Below are 17,286 nucleotides of genomic sequence, written 5' to 3' on the forward strand. Positions count from 1 at the left end.
CGCTGGGGCTTGGGGCTTTGGGCATGCGCGCCAATACGCTTATCATGATCGTCCTCGCCGGCGTGTTCGGCGTTCTGGCAGTTGTGCTGGTCAATATCTGGCTGGCCGGCCAGCGTAGTGCCATGGCGCAAACGGGCCTCGTTCAAGGTAGTACGGTCGTCGTGGCGGCAATGCCGCTGAAGTTCGGCGACACGCTCACCGCGGATAAATTGCGCGAAGTGGCTTGGCCGGCAGGCGCGGTTCCAACCGGCGCCTTCAAGACAACGAAGGAAGCCTTGGCAGGCGAAGGCACGAGGCAGGCTCTTCAAACCATTAGTGCCAACGAACCTGTCCTGGCCAGCAAGATTACTGGACCTGGCCAGCGCGCCACGCTTTCGGCAGTGCTCGGCGAAGGCATGAAGGCCGTTTCCATCAGGGTGAACGACGTTCTCGGCGTTGCGGGTTTCGTCTTCCCTGGCGATCGTGTGGACGTGCTGCTGACCCGCAGCGTGCGCGGCGATGACGGCGCGGACCGGAGTTTCGTCGACGTACTGCTGCAGAGCATGAAGGTGCTCGCGATCGACCAGGTGGCCGATGTGAGCAAGGATAGCCCGACAGTCGTGAAGTCGGTGACCCTGGAGGCTAGTACCAAGGATGCGCAGAAGCTGACCTTGGCGGCTGGCGCCGGCCAATTGTCCCTGGCGCTGCGCCAGGCCGCCGCCAGCAAGGGCGAAACTACCGAACGGGTAACGCTTTCCGATCTGACCGGCGAAACGCCCGACGACGTTGCCAAAAGGCAGGCCGAACTGGACAAGAAAGCAGCCGAGGAAGCGGCGGCGGCCGAAGAGCGCAAGCGTGCGGACGACAAGATTGCAGGGCTAACCCAGGCTGTTGAACGAGTCGGAAGCCGCCTTGACGAGCTGGGGAAGGTCAAGCCCGCTCCGGTCGTGGTGACGGCCGCACCGCAGCAAGCAGTCAAGGAAGTCGTCAAATATGTGCAGCCTGAGCCACCGGCGCGGGCGACGGTCGGGGTTTTTCGAGGCGTGAAGCTCGAGACATATGACGTGCCGCGACAACCATGATAAGCTACGGCTAATAAAAGGGGGGCTGCCGCCGGCAGCAATTGGGGAGACGGGGATGCAGGGTTTTTGGAGGATAGCGGCCGCCGCGTTGTCCTGTATAGCGACGGTAGTGCTATCGAGCCTCGGGGCCGAGGCGGCCGACCGTTTCATCGACGTGTCGACCCCCAGCGTGCATCGGATTTTCCTGCCGATGTCGCAATCGGTGACAATCCAGGTGAGCGCCAATCTGGGCGACATCGTCGTCGGCGACGAGAAGATCGCCGATGCGCAGCCGATGACCGACCGTACCCTCTATGTCATCGGCAAGGGCGCCGGCACCACCACGGTCAACCTGTTTTCCACCGACAAGCGCTCGCTCGGCGCCCTGCAGATCGAGGTCGGCGTCGACGTGAGCGACATGGCGGCGGCAATCCGCCAGGTTTCGCCAAGGTCGCGTATCGAGATCGGCTCGGTCAATGGACGGGTTCGGCTTGGCGGTCATGTCAAGGACGGCGCGACGCTGGCGGCCATCATGGAAGTGGCGCAGCAATATGGTCCCGATGCCATCATCAATGCCGTCACAGTCGACGACAGCCAGCAGGTCAATCTCGAAGTGCGCGTGCTGGAAGCCAAGCGCAATGCCGGCCGTGATCTTGGCGTGTCGATCGCCAGCACCAACAGCAGAGGCACGACGCTCACCGGAACCGGGATCGCCGCCGTCGACAAAGACGGCGAGGTGCTGGGGGCTGCTGGCGTGCTCAGTGGCCTCCTGTCCAATTCCACTCCGTTCGGCGCACTCCTCACTCGCGTCATTGACAGCAACATCAAGGTCGATCTGTACATCGAAGCCCTGGAGGCCAAAGGGGTGGTGCGCACGCTGGCCGAGCCAAACCTGACCACGCTTTCCGGCGAGCCGGCCAGCTTCAACGCGGGGGGACAGGTCCCGATCCGCAGCGTCAACAAGGATGGCGAGATCCAGATCGAGTACAAGCAATTCGGCGTCAATCTTCTGTTCACGCCGGTCGTGCTCGCCGACGACAAGATCCACATCCAGCTGGCGCCTGAGGTCAGCGACCTGACCGGCTTCACAACCGCAGGCGATCCGATCTTCACCAACCGCAAATTGGAAACCGTCGTGGAACTGCGCGACGGCCAGAGCTTCGCGGTCGGTGGACTTCTGTCCAGCAAGACCACCAAGCTTCAGAACCAGGTGCCGTGGCTGGGCCAGGTACCTGTGATCGGCACGCTGTTTCGCAATTCGAGCAGCCAGAAGGAAGAGACCGAATTGGTCGTGATCGTGACGCCGCACATCGTGCGGCCGGTGAAGCCCGGCGAGCAGCTGGCGACGCCTTTCGACAAGACACGGCCCGCCAACGATCCCGAATTTTTTGTGCTTGGCCAGCTCGAGGTGAACAAGGACATGATCCGCAAGTACGAGCAAGGCGACGGCGTCACCGGGCCCTATGGCCACATGCTGGACTTCAAATCGAAGGACAAGATGCTCTATGTCAAGAAATAGCGCCTTGTTCCTCACTCTGTGCACCGGCCTTCTGACGGGCTGCGCCGCGGACTATCTGAACCATTATGACTCGGTGACTTTGGCGGCCGGCGACACGCAGAAGTTCAATTCGATGCTGCAGACGGTCGATCCGCTCAATCCGGCTTCGAAAAACACACACATAGAAGGCGACGGCGCGCGCGCTGCCGCTATCGCACACAATTACAAATTCCCACCGCCGCCACCGCCACCGCCGGCTATCACGGTCAATGTCGGCGGGGCAGGCGTGACGACGCCGTGAACTGAACGGAAGGATGCGGAGGGCGCCTGGCATGCGAGGGCCTTGGCGCAAGAAAGCAGAGAGTAAGGTCATGTTGGGGACCATTCGCGCGTTCTGGAAAGATCAGAGGGGGATAGCGCTCATCCTGGTCAGCATCACGCTGCCAGCAATCATAGGTTTCTCGCTGCTCGTCATCGACACGAGCCGGGTCAACAACATGCATTTCGACCTGCAGAAGGGGGCGGATGCATTTTCCTTGGCTGGCGCGGCGGAGCTCGACGGCAGTTCCGACAGCATCGTCCGAGCCGACCGCGCCATTCAGACGCTCGTCTCGAACCAGTACAGCTTTTCCGATTCCGCGACGCCAGGACCACAGACGCTTGCTGCCGCTGGCGTTACGAGACGGTATCTCAACGCCCTGCCCGCCGACAACGCGCCAATCCCTGCCAATTATGTCATCACCGACGAGGTAACCTATGCCTCGACGGCGAGATTCGTCCAGATCGATGTTAAGCCGGTCGGCTTCGCAGCGATTTTTCCTGTGTCTTTCCTCAATCCCGGAAGCAGCGGGAATTGGAACATCGGCGCCAGCGCTGTCGCGGGCTTCGGATCGAGCGTTTGCGACTACACGCCGGTCTTTATGTGCAACCCTTATGAAGACACCAGCCTCACTGGCGGCGTGACGCTGGAGCAGGCCGCACAGACAAGAAAGTATCGTCGCCGGCAAATCGTGCTGCGCGGCGACGGTTCCTACGCGCCAGGGAACTTCGCCTTCTTATCCTCGCCATTTGGCACCGGCGCGAACGAGTTGGAAAAGATGCTCGCCGATTCCAAGCCGCAAAATTGCTATTCGCGCGATGGCGTCCAGACCGAGCCGGGCCAGAACGCTGGTCCAGTGCAAGATGGCATCAACTCGCGTTTCGGCATCAACTCGTCGAACTATTCAGACGGGCCAGCCTTCAACGTGCGCAAGGGTGCGACAAACTGGGACCAATATGTCGCGAGCAACAAGGTCAACTATGAGACCGACCCCACCAAGGGCGTCGGCCTCGAGCGTGATTCTTGCCAGATCACCGGCAATTGCACCATGATGGGCGGCCGGATGGGAGCAGGCGACTGGAATCCTTCCCGATATTGGAAAGCGAACCATCCGTTACGAAATTCGGGCAATGGCGCTGGCAATTTGCCGACCGCCCTCGCCGGCACTGGCGACAACCTTCCAACTCGATACGAAACCTACCGGTACGAGAATGACCCCAATGGCGACGGCAACACCTCCGACAACATTGTCGGTGACGCCGCCGTCAGTGGTGAAAAAGGCACGCCTCCCGGGGCGGCAGGCTCTCCAATCACGACGGTTGATCGGCGCCTGCTCTATGGCGCGATCCTCGACTGCAAAGCCCTCCAGGCTAGCGGCACAACCTTCAAGGGCCGCGCCACCGTTCCTGCTCGCAGATTCGCCAGCTTCTTCATCACCGAGCCCATTAAAGACACCGGCAAGAACATATATGTCGAACTCGTCGACATCACCGGCAAAGGTGGGAGTGGCACACTTGACAATTTCCTGCGCGACGAAGCGCAGCTCTACAGGTGACGGCGATGTCTCGAAACGTCGGACGTCATCTAACGAAATTCCGTCGAGACCAGCGTGGCGCGGTGCTTGTCGAAATGACGATCGTCGCCCCGTTGATGCTGTTGCTGTCGGCCGGGGTATTCGAGTTTGGCAATCTGATACACGACAAACTGCTGATGGAAGCGGGCCTGACCGACGCTGCCCGATTCGGAGCTCGCTGTAACAGCCAGTTGTACACCGATTATGCGAGTTCGGGTTTTTCGGCGATCGACTGTACCAATGTTGCGAAGAACATCGCGGTCTACGGCACGCCCGCACCGACTGTCGTTAACGGCGTGGTGACGACCAGCCCGCGCGTCGGGGGTTGGCAGACAGCGAATGTGACGGTGACCATCGGTGCCAGCGGCTCTTGCCACGACGCTGTCGTTGCCGGCGTTACCCAATATCGGTCGGTGACTCCCCAAGTGTGCATCGTCAGTGCGACAGGGACCTATCCCTATAGCGGTGTGGGCATGTTGGCGTTTCTCAACATCGGACCGATCACCCTGAGCGGCTCCCATCAGGAGCGGCTGATCCGGTTCTGATGATGAGACGCTTCGCAAAATCAGAACAGGGCACGGCCATGGTCGAGATGGCCATCGTGGCGCCTTTGCTTTTTGCGCTGACGCTCGGCTTCGTCGATTTCGGTTACGCCCTATATCAATGGAATGGTGCAACCAAGGCCGTCCAGGTCGGCGCAAGGCTGGCCTCGATTTCAGATCCCGTGGTGCCCGCAACGGTGCTTGCCGCCGCGGCGCCAATCTCGGTCCCGGGCGCGCCGGTTGCGGCCGACGCTTACGCCCCGTTCGTCTGCAAATATACCGGCAGCATCGGAGCCTGCAATGGCAGCTCCGCCAACTTCGACGCCAATGCCTTCAGTCGCATCTTCAGAGGCGACACGGCCGTCACCAACGACGATGCCTGCCCGCCGCCCACAGGAACTCAGCGGCCTGGTATGTGCCACTTCTTTCCGGACCTCCTGCGAACCAATGTCGTCATTACCTATGCGGCGACAGGACTTGGATTCCAGACCAGGCTCAGCGGTCCTGTGCCGACCATCACGGTCAACCTGCAAAACCGGACTTTCCAGTTCTTCTTCCTGGGCGGACTGCTCGGGTTCGGCAATATCAACATGCCCTCCATGCTGAGCACGGTCACGGGCGAAGACCTGAAAACGAGCGCGCCATCATGAACGCCATCAACACCAAGGTTACACCCACCAAGCGCAAGCAGGTCGCGCTGTTTTCTTCCGATGCGAATTTCAAGCGCGAGGTGGCGACGCGGCTCGACGCGTTGGCGATCTATGATGTGCGGGTTGCCGAGACGGGCGACTTCCTCAAGGGGCCGCCGGCCGAGACCCGTCCGGGCATCGTCATCCTCGATCTCGGCAATGGCGAATTGCTTGGCAATCCGGGTATCGTCGAGGCGCGCGCGCTGTGGGCCAGCGTGCCGCTGATCGCGGTTTCCGACGAGCTGACATCGGAGCGGACGCGCGTGCTGGTGCGCATGAACGCCTCCGACTGGCTGCACAAGCCGCTCGACGGCAAGGAGCTGCTCAACGCCGTCACCTTCCACGACAGCGGCAACCAGGGCACCAAGAGCCGTATCATCACCTTCATCGGCGCCAGCGGCGGCGCCGGCGCCACGACGCTCGCGCTATCGGCGGCCGAATTCCTGGCCTCGAAATCGACCGAGCGCGGTGCCTCGACTTGCCTGGTCGACCTCGACTTCCAGAGCGCCAATTGCGGCGCCTATCTCAACCTGTTCAACCAGTTCGACCTTGCCGGCATCATCGGCCAGCCGGAACGGCTCGATGTCGAACTGATGGACGTCATCAAGCTGTCGCGACCGTCCGGCCTGACGCTCTATGCCTTCGAGCGGCCGCAACTGCCGTTCGAGCCGCAGGGCGCCGATTTCGTCTTCCGGCTGCTCGACCTCGTCGCCTACCGTTTCGACGACATCGTCATCGACCTGCCGAACATCGAGACGCCCTGGCATAATTCCGTGCTGTCGACGAGCGACGAGATTTTCATCGTCTTCGAGCTCAACGTCGCCTCGCTGCGGCAAGGCAAACGGCTCTACAAGAAGATCCGCGAGCTGCGCGGCAATGCCGTCTCGATCACGCTGGTGGCCAACAAGCACAAGCGCAAATGGTTCGGCAACCACTTCTCGCGCGGCGAGCTGGAGAAGATCTTCAAGGCGCCGAACATCAAGTCGGTCGCGCTCGACAACGCGCTGCTGGCCGACGCCCTGAACCGCGCCATGCTGCCGTCCGAAGTGGATGGGCGGGCGCGCTTCAACAAGGATCTGAAGAAGATGTTCCGCGAGCGGCTCGACGATGCGGCCCGCTAGCCGCCATCGCTTTCGGCTGACGGCCGCCTGCCTGCTCGGCCTGGCGCTGGCGCCGGCGGACGGACGAACCGCGTGGGCGGACAGCCGCCCGCCTCTGCCGGCCATGGGTCCCAGCCTGCGCAAGACAGTGGCGTTTCCCACCGCCGAGAAGATCGGAACCATCATCATCCGCAAGCAGGAAAAGGCGCTCTATCTGGTGACCGGCAAGGGCGAGGCCCTGCGCTACCGGATCAGCGTCGGACGCGACGGCTTCGGCTGGACGGGTACTGTCCAGGTGGGGGCGAAGATGGAATGGCCGGCGTGGCGCCCGCCCAGGGAGATGCGCGCGCGCCAGCCGGAATTGCCTGACATGGTTCCTTCGGGGCCATACAATCCGCTCGGCGCAAGGGCGCTCTATCTGCTTCGGGATGGTCGCGACACGCTCTATCGCATCCATGGCACCAACGACCCTTCGGGCGTGGGTTTCGACGGGACGTCGGGCTGTTTTCGCCTGACCAATACCGATGTCATCGATCTTTTCAGGCGCGTGCCTGTCGGCACCAAGGTGGTGGTCCAATGACAACGATCAGCGATCCGGACGAACTGGTGGTGGCCATCGAGGCGCCATTGCTCGACAGGGAGAAGAGCCGGTCCAGACTTGCCGTTGCCGTCTGCGTCGGCCTGACGCTGTTTGCCCTTCTGAACGCCACCGCGGCCGTCTTTCTCTACCGTGGCATCAACGACCTGCGCGCAATCGAGGCGCGGCTGGAAGACCTCGGCCAGTTCGAGCAGCGCATGAGCGCGCGGCTGGACACCGTCAACAACGGATTTCAAAGCCGGTTCGAGGCGCTGGACGACCGGCTGCGGGCAAGCTTCGGCGAGGTCAACGCCAACCTTGGCCGGCAGGCACCGGACATGTCGGGAAATCACGGCGGCGACGAACCGCGCGTGGTGGAGCTCCCCTCGCCAGCCGAAGACACGGCCGCGGTTGCCAGCGCCACCGAGGCGGAACCTGCCGTCGAGGACATGCCGCGTGTGACGCGAAGGCGGCAGGCTCCGGCAGCGCCTCCCGCGCCAAGCTCCAACTACCAGCGGACCGTATCCCCGGAAGGCAAGGTCACCTATCACAAGATAAATTAGATCGGGCCTCGGCGCGGCGGATGCGCTAGAAATCCCGCTGCAGTGCCATGATCCGCACACGCCGCGCTTCAGCGCGCATGCCGAGTTCGCCGATATAGGCAAAATGGCAATAGGCGCACGTCGCCACCCCGACAACCGCCAGCAGGCAGTTCAGCCAGGTGAAGTCCATCATCAGCGAGAATTGAAAGCCGCTCGGCGCCGTGAACGCGGCAATGGTGCTGGCGGTCTGCGAGCGGCCGCCGATGAAAATCATCGACGCCGCGAGGATCAGCGCGCCATGGTTAGCCAGAAAGAAAGCCGCCGACCTTCTGGCCTGACTTGCCATCCAGCAGATCCCCAGCGCCACGCCCAGCAAGGCGAAATCCAGGCCCATCGATCCGCCCAGATAGAGATCAACCTGCTGCCAGACCATTCCCGACGACTGGTGCAAGGTAAGCCAAATCTTCCACATATCGGGACTTGCGGGATAGGTTCCGAGCAGGAGCGTGGCCACTCTCTCCATCGCCAGGATCAGCAGGACAAAAGCCGGGAAGGCGAAAAGCAATAGGGATTTGCGTTTCATGGTGCCTCGCAATCTGGCGGACAGATTACGCCGCAGGAGTTGCGAGAGGCTTAACGAGGCTTTTGCCTGCCAGATCGACGGCAGCCCATCACCGGCCCGCCGGGCGCGGCGCACCCGACGTCGCCAGAACATTACTGGCGCGAATCCAGCAGGATCATCTGCGCGGCCTTCTCGGCGATCATCACGACCGGAGAGTTGGTGTTGCCCGAGACGATCGTCGGCATGATCGAGGCATCGACCACGCGCAGTCCGGCAAGCCCGTGAACACGCAGCCGATCGTCGACCACCGCCATCGTGTCCGAACCCATCTTGCAGGTGCCGACGGGGTGGAAGATCGTCGTACCGATATCGCCGGCCTTGCGGATGAGGTCTTCGTCGCTGTCATATTGCGTGCCGGGCAGCATCTCCTCGGGCGCGAAGCGGGCCACCGCCTTTGCCTTCATCAAACCGCGGACATGGCGCAGCGACGCGATGGCGACGCCGCGATCTCCGTCCGTGGAGAGATAGTTCGGCCGGATCTTCGTCGCCAAGCGCGGATCGGACGATCCTATATGCACGCTGCCCCGGCTTTCCGGACGCAGATTGCAGACCGACACGGTGACCGCGGGAAAGCGATGCAGCGGTTCGCCCAGCCGGTCGGTGCTCAGCGGCTGCACGTGATATTCGAGGTCGGGTGTCGCGAGGCGCGGATCGCTCCTGGCGAAAATGCCGAGCTGGCTCGGCGCCATCGACAACGGCCCACTGCGCTTCAACGCATATTCCAGCCCCATCGACGCGCGGCTGGCCAGATTGTGGTAGCGCTGGTTGAGCGTGGCGGCATTCGAGACCTTGAAGACCGTGCGGATCTGCAGATGGTCCTGCAGGTTTTCGCCAACACCGGGCAAGGCATGATGAACATCGATGCCAATGCCCGAAAGCAGGTCGGGACGGCCGACGCCGGAGAGTTCGAGGATCTTGGGTGAGTTGATGGCACCCGCTGCAAGGATGGTTTGCCCGGCGCTGACCCTGTGCAGCCGGTCGCCTTGGCGGAAGACCAGTCCGGTGACGCGCCGCCCCTCGAATTCGAGCCGTTCCGCCTCGGCTCCGGTCAGGACGCGCAGGTTCTTGCGCGCCGCAATGCCGCGCAAAAACGCCTTCGATGTGTTCCAGCGCACGCCCCGCCGCTGGTTCACCTCGAAATAGCCCGAGCCTTCATTGGTGCCGGTGTTGAAATCGTCGGTGCGGGGAATGCCGAGTTCCTCGGCGGCATCGCGGAACGCGTCGAGGATCGGCCATGACAGGCGTTGCCGTTCGACCCGCCATTCGCCGCCGCTGCCGTGCATGGCGCCCTTGCCGCCATGGTAATCCTCCGATTTGAGGAAGTAGGGCAGGACATCGTCCCAGCCCCAACCGGCATTGCCGGCCTGGCGCCATCCGTCATAGTCGGCGGCCTGGCCGCGCATGTAGATCATGCCGTTGATCGACGAACAGCCGCCGAGCACCTTGCCGCGCGGATAACTGAGGCTGCGTCCGTTGAGGCCGGCCTCCGGCTCGGTCTTCATCATCCAGTCGGTGCGTGGATTGCCCATGCAGAAGAGGTAGCCGATCGGGATGTCGACCCAGTGATAGCGGTCGCTGCCACCGGCCTCGATGAGCAGGACCCGGTTGCGCGGGTCGGCCGAAAGCCGGTTGGCGAGCACGCAGCCGGCCGAGCCAGCGCCAACGATGACGTAGTCGTAACTGCCGAACGAAGAGGGCAAAGCTTCGGTCACGGGCGGGCCTGCAGTCCGGCGAAGCGCTCCCATAGCGGCACCATCGCGCTGTTGATCTCGCTGTAGAGCTGATACCGCCGTGCGTAGGCCTCGGCAACCGCCGCGTTGGGCACGAAGTGGCGGGCCGCCGCCGTCATGGCCGTAGCGCCGGCGCTATAATCCGCGAAGATGCCGACGCCGGTGCCCGCCGCGATCGCCGCCCCCAACGCTCCGGTCTCGCGGCTGCGCGCCACGGTAACGGGCACGCCGAGCACATCGGCGAATATCTGCGCCCAGACCCAGCTGCGCGAGCCGCCGCCGGACAGCACCACCTCGTCGAAATCGGCACCCGCCTTGTGCAGCGTCTCGACATGGCGCTTGTGTTCGAAGGCAACCCCCTCGAACAGCGCGCGCAGCAAATGCGCGCGGCCGTGCCAGCCGGCAATGCCATAGAAACCGGCGCGCGCGTGGCCATTCTGCTGCGAGCCGTAAAGAAAGGGATGATAGATCGGGATATCGCCGTCGGGGTCGACGGACGCGACGAGTTCGCTGCACGATTCGAACGGCGACTTGCCGGCCTCGCCGCCATGCTCGAGGAATTCGCGCACGATCCATTCGAGATTGGCGGCCGAGGTCGCGCTGGATTCGATCGCCAGATAACGCTCACGATCGAGGGTCGACAGCATGAAGATCGAAGGGTCGCGGATCGGCTCGTCGGTGATGACCTGGTTGATGCTCCAGGTGCCGGCGATGACCGAGGCGGCACCTGTCCTGGTCACGCCGGAACCGACGGCGCTGGCGACGACGTCGAACAACCCGGCCACGACCGGCGTGCCGGCGCGCAGGCCCGTCAGAGCCGCCACCTCCTCCGTGACATGGCCGGCGATATCGGCGGATTCCAGCACCGGGGGCAGCCGCTCCATGCAATCGTCAAGCCCGTAGGCGGCAAGCAGATCCGGCTCATAGCGGCGGTCCAGCATCCGCAGCAGGCCGCAGCCCGACATGTCGGATGTGTCGCTGCCGCGCACGCCGGTCAGGCGGTTGACGACGAAATCCTTGCACAGGAAGACCGTGCCGATCCTTGCGAACAGCGCCGGTGAAAAGCGCTTGAGCCAGGCAAGCAGGGTCGGCGTCTGTGCTGCCCACGGCCGTTGCAGGCAGTGGACATAGGTGCGGTCGCCGACATGCCGCTCCGCCCATTCGGCAACGATGTTGACGGCGCGCGTGTCGAGCGACTGGATGCCGATCAGCGGCGCGCCCTCACGATCGAGCGCGTAGAGCCCATTGCCGTGACCGGCGCAGCCGATGGCGGCGATCTCGCCGGCGTCGACGCCGGCCTCGGCGATGCAATGGCCGATGACCGCAACCGCGTTGCGCCACAGCTCGTCGAGATCGCGCTCGACATGGCCGGGCTTCGGCATGGATGAGCGGCCGTCGCGTGCGGACTGCGCCAGTTCGCGCCCCGAGAGATCGAAGAGAATGGCCTTGATGACGGTGTTGCCGGCATCGAGGCCGAGAATGTATTTCCCCATTGGCTCCTCCTGCCGGCCTATGCCTGTTTGTACAGGTCCCAGGCGGCGGCGCCATCGGCGTCGTCGTGAATGATCGCCATCAGCCCGCGCACGACCGCGCTCGGATTGGCATGCTGGTAGATGTTGCGGCCATAGACCATGCCAAGGGCGCCTTGCGCCATCAGTGCCGCCGATTTGTCGAACACGGCGCGCAAATCCTCCTTGCCGCCGCCGCGCACCAATACCGGGCAGCGTGCGGCCTCGACCACACGGTGGAAATCATTGGGATCGGTGGTCGGGTCGGCCTTGATGATATCGGCGCCCATCTCGCGGGCCAGCCGGGTCAGGGTAACGATCTTTTCGGCGTCGCCGTCGACCATGTAGCCGCCATGCTCGGCGACCGGCAGCATGGCCAACGGTTCGATCATCAACGGCAGGCCGTATTTCTCGCAATCGGCCCGCACCCGGGCGATGTTCTGCACGCATTGCCTGAACAGGTCCGGCTCGTCGGGCAACATGAACAAATTGACGACCACGCAGGCCGCATCCATCTCGATAGCGCCAAGCAACGGCTCGGCCTCGTTCTGCAGCACCGCCCACATCGCCCGGTGGCGCGTTTTGTTGTAGGGATTACCCATGTCGATGCGCATGACCAGCGCCGGCTTGTCCTTGCCCGGGACGTCCTGCAGCAGGTCGGCCTGGCCATAGTTCATCTGGATGGCATCAGGCCCGGCCCTGACCAGCTGATCGACGACGGCGGCCATGTCCTCGAGCCCGGCAAGGAAGCCCGGTTCGTTGCAGACACCATGATCGATGGCAACGTCGAGGCAGCGGCCACCACCGAACAGCCGATTCATGCGGACTTTCTTGTTCACGCGCATAGGGCGCTCCTTTGATGCGTCTGGAGGTCGATGCCGTGCCGGTCGGCCAGCAAGGCGAGGAAGGTCGAGCATTCGGCGGCGGCCTCGCTGGCGTTCCAGCCTTTGTGGGCCGCCAGCATGTCGAGAACGGCGTTGATGAGGTCGAAGCTCAGGCCGCCCGAAATGGCGATGGTGGTGCGGCGCAGAAACAGGTCGGCAAGGCATTCGACCTGCTCATGCTCGATGATCTGCCGGATTTCGCCTGCCGAGTAATCGGACCGCGGCAGCATCTGTTCGCCCGCCGGATGCGCAACGACCTTCCGGGCCGACGTGCCGTAGCGCTGCAGAAGCATTCGTGCGCGCTCGACCGGCAGGCCGTGTTCAAGCGCGAACGACGCGCACCAGCGCTCCGGATCGGCCGGGAAGTCGCGGCCGCCGCCAATGGCCATATCCTCCGTACCCACACTGCGTTCGAGCCCCAGTCGCTCCAGCACACTGTCAGCCGCCAATGCTCCGAACGAACGAAACGTCGTCCACTTGCCACCGATCATGCAGAGCGTGGCCGGCAGATGCCCGATGGCCTCGACGAACTCGCAAAAATGATCGCGCGGTATGCGGCCGGTGAAGCTGTCGTCGCTGGCGGGCAAGGGGCGAACGCCGGCGAAGCGGAACACGATCTGGTTTTCGCCGATCTTGACCGAGGGGAAGACAAAGGCAAGCGACTGCAGGATGTAGCGCTGCTCGTCTTCCTCGCAGCGAACCTGGTCCGGGTCATCGACCCTGATATCGGTCGAACCGATCAGCACCTTGCCGAGATAGGGAAACAGGATGCAGATGCGCCCGTCCTCGTTTTCGTAGTAGACCATATGTCCGCCAAGCGCGGCATGGAGTTCGGCATTGTCGACGATGAGGTGCGAGCCCTTGGTACCGCCCATCATCCTGGGAGCCGACGCCCCGATCGCCTGGTTGGTGAGGTCGATCCAGCCGCCCGTGGCGTTGACGATCAGCCGCGGCCGCACCGGCAATCGCTCGCCCGTCAGCGTGTCGGTGATGGCGAGCCCCTCGCCGCTCGACGACACTTTCGCATAGTTCAGAGCGCGCGCGCCGCTTGCCGTGGCCTCCAGCAGCATCTCCAGGCCGAGGCGTTCGGGTCGGCTGACCCAGGCGTCGTAATAGGTCGCCGAATTGCGGATCGCCGGGTTGATCGCCGGCCAGGTCTTCAAGGTCTCGGTGCGTCCCCTGAATCTGTGCGTCGGCATCAAACGCCGCGCGGAGGTGAACAGGTCATACATGGCAAGTCCGGTCTTGATGACGAGCGCGCCGCGCCGGCTCGGCCGCCGCGTCAGGCCGAGGAACCGGACCGCGCCATTGGCGAGACCGGAGAAAATATCGAAGATCGGCACCGTCGTCGGCAAGGGGGCGACATAGTGCGGCGCGTTCCCCAGCAGCCGATCGCGTTCCAGAAGCGATTCACGCACCAGCTTGAACTCACCGTTCTCGAGATAGCGCAGGCCGCCATGCACCATGCGCGAAAGCGCGGCGCTGGCGCCGCAGCAATAGTCGCCCTTTTCCGCCAGCACGACATCGACACCTTGCAAAGCCAGTTCGCGAAAGACACTGATGCCGTTGATGCCGCCACCGATGACGAGCACGGCAATGTCTGGCCGGTCGCGCAGACCGGCTGTTATTTGGCTACGGTTCATCGGGGCTGCTGCCTTTTTTTGCTCAGGCATCCATCGCGGTGAGATGCGCGGCGACCGCGGCGTCGATTGCATGGAGCTCGCTTGCGGCAAGCGTGATCTGGCCGGCCAGCGCATTATCGAGCGCCTGCGCGGGATTGCGCGCGCCGCACAGGGCGAAGGTGATGCCCGGTTGGGCGAGCGTCCAGGCGATGACGATCTGAGCCATCGAAGCCTGGTGTTGGGCGGCTATCGGGGCGATGGCCGCTTTCAGCCTTGCCACCTTCTGCCGGTTGGCCGTTGAGAAGCGCGGGTTATCCTTGCGCTGGTCATCTCCGCCGAATGCGCGCGCCGCGTCGACCGTGCCGGTGAGCAGGCCCAGCGCCAGCGACGAGTAGCTGAGGGTGGCGATGTCATGGCGGCGCGTGATCGACAGCAGGCTGCTCTCGATTTCGCGGTCGATCATCGAGTAGCGTTCCTGGATCGCATCGAGCTGGCCGACGGCGATGTAGTGACCGAGGTCGTCGGCACTGACATTGCTGGCACCTATGGCGCGGATCTTGCCGGCCGCCTTCAGTCTCTCCAGCACCGTCATCGTCTCGGCGATCGGTGTCGTCGGGTCCTGCCAATGGGTGATGTAGAGGTCGATATGATCCGTGCCGAGACGCCGCAGACTCTGCTCGACTTCATAGGCGATGCCATCGGCGCCGAGGTAGCGATGCACCGGCTTGCCGTCCTGGTCGAAGAAATAGCCGCCCTTGCCGGAATGCCAGTTCAGTCCGCATTTCGTCGCGATCACGACCTTATCGCGCTTGCCCTTGATGGCGGCACCGACGATCGCCTCGCTGCGGCCAAGGCCGTAGGCCGGTGCGGTGTCGATCAGGCTGAGGCCGGCGTCGATCGAGGCTTCGATAGCGCGCACCGATTCCTGCTCGTCGGTGCCGCCCCACATCCATCCGCCAATCGCCCATGTGCCCAGGCCTACAGCCGACGCCGATATGCCTGACGTGCCGATCTGTCGCTGGATCTGTCGAGAATTCATGCTGCCTCCTGTTTCGCCAACTCGAGGATCTGGAGCCCGGAGGCCTCGTCCGTGACGATGGTGTCTAGATGGTTGCCGCGCATGGCGGCGAGGATCGGCGCGACCTTGCTGGGTCCGCTCGCGATGCCGATCGAGCGCGGGATGCTGGCGAACTCGTCGAGGGTCAGCGAGACCAGCGAACGGTTGAGCGAGTAGTTGCAGAGCTTGCCCCGGCGATCGATGAGATGGGCGAGCAGCTCGCCCGTCGCCCCGGATTTCTCGATCGCCTGGCGGTCGGCATTCGAGGACGGATGCAGATCGTAATAGCTCGAATCGTCGGTCAGGATGGAGCCGACACCCACCACCGCCACATCGGCCTCGCGCGCCTTGCGAAAGACGTCGGCGACGGAGCTGATCCCCATCAGCATCTCGCGCTGCTGCGCGGTATCGGCAAACAGCGGCGCGTGGATCTGGAAGGCACGACCGCCAAGCTTGTCGGCCATCAGCGAGGCGACGTGATTGACGTCGGTATAGTGCTTGCCCTGCACCAGTCCCGTGGCGGGGATGATCTCGACATCGTATCGGCGTCCCGGCTTGAGACCCGCGACCAGCGCGCTGACACCTTTGCCACCCGTGATCGAAATGGTGTCGCCATCCTTGATGGTGTCGAGCAGCAGCCCAGCCGCCGCCTCGCCGACCCGCTGCAGGGCCGTGTGCGGATTTTCGGAGACGGACGGCACCACCACCGCCCGCTCGATGCCGCCCAGCGCCACCAGCCGCGCCTCCAGCTCGACCAGATGGTCGATCGGTGACTTGATCTTGATTTCGACGAGACCGAGCTGGTGGCCGCGCTTGATGAGCCGGTTGACGGTGGCGTGCGAGATTCCGAGTTCGACGGCGATCTCGGCCTGGGTCTTGCCTTCGACATAATGCAGGACAAGCGCCTGGTGCATCTGGCGGACAGCGGCGATGTCATCGCGGGTGTTGGGAGGGGCCATGGCCTTGTTCGGTGCCTTTGAAGTTCAGGACTTCTTGCGGTGCAGGAAGTGATCGATCGATACGGCTGCGAGCAGGATGCATCCCTTGATCATGTCCTGCCAATAGACCGATACATCGAGCAGGATGAGCGAGCTGGTCACCACCGAGAGCAATGCCATGCCGAGGATCGCCCCGAAGATGGTGCCGGAGCCGCCGTTGAGCGAGGCGCCGCCGATGACGGCCGCGGCGATGATGTTGAGTTCCATGCCGGCGCCGAAGGTCGGCGTCGCCGCGCCGAAGCGCGCCATGTAGATGACGCCGGCCAGACCGGCCAACGTCGAGCACAGCACCGTGACCCAGAACTTCACCTGCTTGGTCCGGATGCCGGAGAACTGCGCGGCCTTCTCGTTGGAGCCGGTGTAGAAGACCTTGCGGAAGGCGGTGGCGCGGCGCAGCAGGAAGTCGAAGATCGCCACCACGACGACAAAGATGATGATGACATAGGGCAAGCCGTTGAAGCTGCCTTGGCCGATCGCCTTGAACGAAGACGGCAGCGTGAACAGCGACAGCGGCGTGCCCTTGGTAACGATCAGGCACATGCCGCGCACGATGACCATGGCCGCGAGCGACGTGATGAAATGATTGAGGCCTATCACCGTGACGAAGAAGCCCATCGCCGCGCCGATCAGCGCGCTGACGCCAATGCCGATCAGGCTTGCCGTCCAGGGATCGAGTCCAGCGAGGAACAGCGCGCCGGAGACCACCATCGAGAAGCACACGACCGAGCCAACCGACAGGTCGATGCCGCCAACGATGAGCAGGATGGTCATGCCGACGACGACGATGCCTTCGATGGAAAAGCTCATCAGCATGGCGCGGAAATTGCCCCATGTCAGGAAGTGCGGCGAGGCAAAGCTCATGGCAATGCACAGCGCCAGGATGATGACGATCAGCCCGGCCTCGCGCATCGATGCGAGGCGGGCGAAATTGATGCGCCGCACATCACCGGCGGCCTTGATCTCGGCATGCACTAGCGCTTCCCCC

General features: G+C 63.5%; 17 protein-coding genes. 9 read left to right on the forward strand and 8 right to left on the reverse strand.

Annotated elements, in window-relative coordinates:
• Window positions 1-23 precede the first annotated feature (23 nt).
• The 9 genes from cpaB to LB569_RS15615 all read left to right on the forward strand — a co-directional run bounded on the left by cpaB (window position 24) and on the right by LB569_RS15615 (window position 7,901).
• The gene (cpaB, locus tag LB569_RS15575; protein ID WP_140705162.1) at window positions 24-1,061 is read left to right on the forward strand and encodes a Flp pilus assembly protein CpaB; all 1,038 of its coding nucleotides are present in this window, start codon (window positions 24-26) and stop codon (window positions 1,059-1,061) included.
• A 55-nt stretch (window positions 1,062-1,116) separates the two neighbouring features.
• Window positions 1,117-2,559: a type II and III secretion system protein family protein gene (locus tag LB569_RS15580; RefSeq protein WP_224693080.1), complete on the forward strand. Its 1,443-nt coding sequence runs from the start codon at window positions 1,117-1,119 to the stop codon at window positions 2,557-2,559.
• A complete protein-coding gene (locus LB569_RS15585) occupies window positions 2,546-2,839 on the forward strand; it encodes a hypothetical protein (RefSeq protein ID WP_140705158.1) in 294 nt (97 codons plus the stop codon). Before LB569_RS15580 ends, LB569_RS15585 begins: the two co-directional genes overlap by 14 nt.
• Before the next feature lie 70 nt (window positions 2,840-2,909).
• Window positions 2,910-4,412, forward strand: a complete 1,503-nt coding sequence (locus tag LB569_RS15590) for a pilus assembly protein TadG-related protein (RefSeq protein ID WP_224693081.1) — start codon at window positions 2,910-2,912, stop codon at window positions 4,410-4,412.
• Window positions 4,413-4,417: 5 nt separating this feature from the next.
• Window positions 4,418-4,975, forward strand: a complete 558-nt coding sequence (locus LB569_RS15595) for a TadE/TadG family type IV pilus assembly protein (protein WP_224693082.1) — start codon at window positions 4,418-4,420, stop codon at window positions 4,973-4,975.
• A gap of 38 nt (window positions 4,976-5,013) precedes the next feature.
• Complete coding sequence (locus LB569_RS15600; protein WP_224693083.1) at window positions 5,014-5,622, forward strand: TadE/TadG family type IV pilus assembly protein; 609 nt, start codon at window positions 5,014-5,016, stop codon at window positions 5,620-5,622.
• The gene (locus tag LB569_RS15605) at window positions 5,619-6,782 is read left to right on the forward strand and encodes a CpaE family protein (protein ID WP_224693084.1); all 1,164 of its coding nucleotides are present in this window, start codon (window positions 5,619-5,621) and stop codon (window positions 6,780-6,782) included. The genes LB569_RS15600 and LB569_RS15605 overlap by 4 nt, the downstream gene beginning before the upstream one ends.
• Window positions 6,769-7,341 (forward strand): L,D-transpeptidase, encoded by a 573-nt coding sequence (locus tag LB569_RS15610; RefSeq protein ID WP_224538617.1) that lies wholly within the window; start codon window positions 6,769-6,771, stop codon window positions 7,339-7,341. The genes LB569_RS15605 and LB569_RS15610 overlap by 14 nt, the downstream gene beginning before the upstream one ends.
• Window positions 7,338-7,901, forward strand: coding sequence for a hypothetical protein (locus tag LB569_RS15615; protein ID WP_224693085.1), 564 nt, complete (start codon window positions 7,338-7,340; stop codon window positions 7,899-7,901). The genes LB569_RS15610 and LB569_RS15615 overlap by 4 nt, the downstream gene beginning before the upstream one ends.
• 25 nt (window positions 7,902-7,926) lie before the next feature.
• On the opposite strand, the gene LB569_RS15620 is transcribed toward LB569_RS15615, so the two are convergent.
• Genes LB569_RS15620 through LB569_RS15655 form a run of 8 tightly spaced genes read right to left on the reverse strand, consistent with a single transcriptional unit; the run spans window position 7,927 to window position 17,273 of the window.
• Window positions 7,927-8,595, reverse strand: a complete 669-nt coding sequence (locus LB569_RS15620; RefSeq protein ID WP_224693086.1) for a hypothetical protein — start codon at window positions 8,593-8,595, stop codon at window positions 7,927-7,929.
• Window positions 8,595-10,214 (reverse strand): GMC family oxidoreductase, encoded by a 1,620-nt coding sequence (locus LB569_RS15625; RefSeq protein ID WP_224693087.1) that lies wholly within the window; start codon window positions 10,212-10,214, stop codon window positions 8,595-8,597. Before LB569_RS15625 ends, LB569_RS15620 begins: the two co-directional genes overlap by 1 nt.
• Entirely contained in the window at window positions 10,211-11,725 is a 1,515-nt protein-coding gene (locus LB569_RS15630) for an FGGY-family carbohydrate kinase (RefSeq protein ID WP_224693088.1), read from the reverse strand. The genes LB569_RS15625 and LB569_RS15630 overlap by 4 nt, the downstream gene beginning before the upstream one ends.
• Before the next feature lie 17 nt (window positions 11,726-11,742).
• Window positions 11,743-12,585, reverse strand: a complete 843-nt coding sequence (locus LB569_RS15635; protein ID WP_224693089.1) for a class I fructose-bisphosphate aldolase — start codon at window positions 12,583-12,585, stop codon at window positions 11,743-11,745.
• Window positions 12,576-14,267, reverse strand: coding sequence for a glycerol-3-phosphate dehydrogenase/oxidase (locus tag LB569_RS15640; RefSeq protein WP_224693090.1), 1,692 nt, complete (start codon window positions 14,265-14,267; stop codon window positions 12,576-12,578). Before LB569_RS15640 ends, LB569_RS15635 begins: the two co-directional genes overlap by 10 nt.
• Window positions 14,268-14,289: 22 nt before the next feature.
• The gene (locus tag LB569_RS15645; protein ID WP_224693091.1) at window positions 14,290-15,285 is read right to left on the reverse strand and encodes an aldo/keto reductase; all 996 of its coding nucleotides are present in this window, start codon (window positions 15,283-15,285) and stop codon (window positions 14,290-14,292) included.
• Complete coding sequence (locus LB569_RS15650; protein ID WP_224538634.1) at window positions 15,282-16,262, reverse strand: sugar-binding transcriptional regulator; 981 nt, start codon at window positions 16,260-16,262, stop codon at window positions 15,282-15,284. Before LB569_RS15650 ends, LB569_RS15645 begins: the two co-directional genes overlap by 4 nt.
• A gap of 24 nt (window positions 16,263-16,286) precedes the next feature.
• Window positions 16,287-17,273, reverse strand: a complete 987-nt coding sequence (locus LB569_RS15655; protein ID WP_224693092.1) for an ABC transporter permease — start codon at window positions 17,271-17,273, stop codon at window positions 16,287-16,289.
• Window positions 17,274-17,286: the final 13 nt, after the last annotated feature.

It is taken from the genome of Mesorhizobium sp. BH1-1-4 (assembly GCF_020165665.1).
In the GTDB taxonomy this organism is placed as follows: Bacteria; Pseudomonadota; Alphaproteobacteria; order Rhizobiales; family Rhizobiaceae; genus Mesorhizobium.